The organism is Mesorhizobium sp. M0293, assembly GCF_040321735.1.
In the GTDB taxonomy this organism is placed as follows: domain Bacteria; phylum Pseudomonadota; class Alphaproteobacteria; order Rhizobiales; family Rhizobiaceae; genus Mesorhizobium.
The window spans coordinates 1-2,629 of record NZ_JAMYSA010000243.1 but is presented as its reverse complement, the minus strand read 5'-3'; the positions used below and the strand labels follow the sequence as shown (position 1 = coordinate 2,629).

Annotated in this window: 2 protein-coding genes; both read left to right on the top strand. The window is 63.8% G+C overall.

What is annotated here, in order from left to right:
• Positions 1–265: 265 nt before the first annotated feature.
• Complete coding sequence (locus NKJ06_RS35100) at positions 266–1,156, top strand: D-alanyl-D-alanine carboxypeptidase family protein (protein ID WP_352812496.1); 891 nt, start codon at positions 266–268, stop codon at positions 1,154–1,156.
• Positions 1,157–1,622: 466 nt separating this feature from the next.
• Positions 1,623–2,540, top strand: a complete 918-nt coding sequence (locus tag NKJ06_RS35095; RefSeq protein WP_352812494.1) for a DUF1003 domain-containing protein — start codon at positions 1,623–1,625, stop codon at positions 2,538–2,540.
• The last annotated feature ends 89 nt before the right edge of the window (positions 2,541–2,629 follow it).

Below are 2,629 nucleotides of genomic sequence, written 5' to 3'. Positions count from 1 at the left end.
TCTTCTTTACCACCCCCCGGGCGCCTCCCCCGCCGCCCCCCACCAACCACGGGTGATGTGGGGGTGTTCGGCCCCCCCCCACCCCACCCCCCCCGGCCGGCCCGCGGGGCGCCCACCTCTCCCCCGCTCCGCGGGGGCGAGGAACCAAGTCCTGCCAGGGCCTCGACAATCCTGGGACTGTCAGTCATTAACCAAATGGACGCAGCTGACGCGTTACGTTAGCTTCGCCTTATCTCAGCAACAGCTTGACCGAACAGACTTGCCCTTGTCCCACCTGTATTCCCTTCCGCTCATCCAGAGAGTTTTTGCGATCCTTGGCCTGTTGCTGCTGCTTGCCGGCTGCACGACCGTGACGCCGCCGGACGCCGTATTGGCGGTGCCGGCGCCGCCGCAGAAATATGCCGCGATCGTCATCGATGCCCGGACCGGCAAGCAGCTGTTCGAAGTCAGCTCGACGGCGCAGCGCTATCCGGCCTCGCTGACCAAGATGATGACGCTCTATCTGCTGTTCGAGGCGCTGGACTCCGGCCGCCTCACCAAGCAAACGCAGATCCCGGTTTCGGATCATGCCGCCTCGCAGCCGCCGACCAAGATGCGCTTCCGGCGCGGCGAGAGCATCGACGTCGATTCGGCGATCCGCGCTATCGTCGTCAAATCGGCCAACGACGTGGCGGTGGCGGTCGGCGAATATCTCGGCGGCTCGGAGGATCAGTTCGCCGCCATGATGACATCCAAGGCGCGCCAGCTCGGCATGACCAGCACCTCGTTCCGCAACGCATCCGGCCTGCCCGACGATGGCCAGATGACGACCGCGCGCGACATGGCTGTGCTCGGCATGGCGCTGCATCAGCGCTTTCCCCAGCAGTTCCACTATTTCTCCGAAAGCGACTTCATGTTCCGCGGCAGGCTGGTGCGCGGCCACAACGACATGCTCGGCCGGGTGCGCGGCGTCGACGGCATCAAGACCGGCTACATCAGGGCCTCCGGCTTCAACATCGTCACCTCCTACAACGCCGACGGCCGCAATCTGATCGTCGTGGTGATGGGCGCCGCCAGCGCCCGCCAGCGCAACGACCATGTCGAAGCGCTGATCCAGCGGAGTTTGTCGCCGACCATGGACGGCACCAAGACCAGGCTGATGTTCGCCGAGCAGTGAGGAGTGGTCCGCGCAGCGGACAAAAAGCCAATTGCCTGGCTTTTTGAACGACGAACGGTGAAGCCACGGTCCGCCTTCGGGCGGATATCGTGTGCTACCGACACGATAGGAATTTTTTCTTGACTCAGTGCCCTCAGCTATGGTACATATTCGCCCATGGTGCTGAGTCGCGCCAGTGACCCGCCGCAAGGCGGGTTTTTTGTTGCCCGCCGTCGTGCAGAACCTTTGCGGGAAGCTGGCAGGACAGAGGGGGGTGATTGGCGCCGACATCGGGCAAGTTCCTTACCGCAAGCGATAGTTATGCATGGGGTCTGCGCGTCCGCTTCGCACCCGCTTCGCCCGTGGATGACGAAGCGATGGGCATCGATCAAAAACACTTGTAGTCCCACGAAATCCATCGCGAAGCTGGCGATGTTGCGGCATAGGCGTATCGTCCCGCCCAGCACCACCGCAGGAGCCCCGCACCATGAGCACCGTCCCGAAAACGCCCGAACAGCCGGCGGAAAACGACAGCGGCGGCGAGTATTTCGAGGCGCCGACCACCGGGCAGCTCGAGGCCGACCAGGCCTCGGACGAGCACCTCGAAACGCCCGACGTGCCGGACTCGGAACCATCCTCTTCAGGCACCCATCGCGGCAAGCCGAAGAAAAAACCGTCGGCGATATCGGGCCGGAAATTCCGCAAGCGCGATCTGGTGCGCATCGACACGCTGCGCCCGAGCCTCGCCGACCGCATTCGATCGGATCATCCGGACTTGCCGGCCGGCGCCCGCATCACCCGTGCCGAGCTCGGCCGCTATCGCATGCGCTACATGGAGGAGCTGCTCCAGCAGGAGCACGGCGAATTCTCCGAGCTCGACCGCCAGGTGGTCGAATCGATCGCCAGGCAAGACACGATTTCCGAAAACTCGGAGGAGGAGTTCGAGGAGCACCGGACCTTTGCCGACCGCGTCTCCGACAACATGGCTTCCTTCGGCGGCAGCTGGTGGTTCCTGATCTCGTTCGGCAGCGTGCTGCTGGTGTGGATCGGCATCAACCTGATTGCCGGCATGGCGGGCGCCTTCGATCCCTATCCCTTCATCCTGCTCAACCTGCTGCTCTCCTGCATCGCCGCCATCCAGGCGCCGATCATCATGATGAGCCAGAGGCGGCAGGAGTCCAAGGACCGCCTGCGCTCCTTCAACGACTACCGCGTCAACCTCAAGGCCGAGCTCGAAGTGCGCCATCTGCACGAAAAACTCGACTACCTCATCTCGCGCCAATGGACGCGCCTGGCCGAAATGCAGCAGATGCAGCTGGATGCGATGCACGAACTGACCGGGGCGAAGAAGCCAAAGCGCGCGCCGAGACGGAGGCGGACGGTGAAGAGCGAGGCGGGGCAGTAGGGTGGCTAGGTGTGGAGCCTCAACAGGTTGTCCTCGGTTAAGGCGAGGCGACTGATGGGCGGTTTTGACTTTAGGCTGCCGTGGGGGCG

Bases quoted from the DNA above. Each gene is read 5' to 3' on its own strand.
- NKJ06_RS35095 (WP_352812494.1), top strand. From the start codon at position 1,623: ATGAGCACCGTCCCGAAAACGCCCGAACAGCCGGCGGAAAACGACAGC.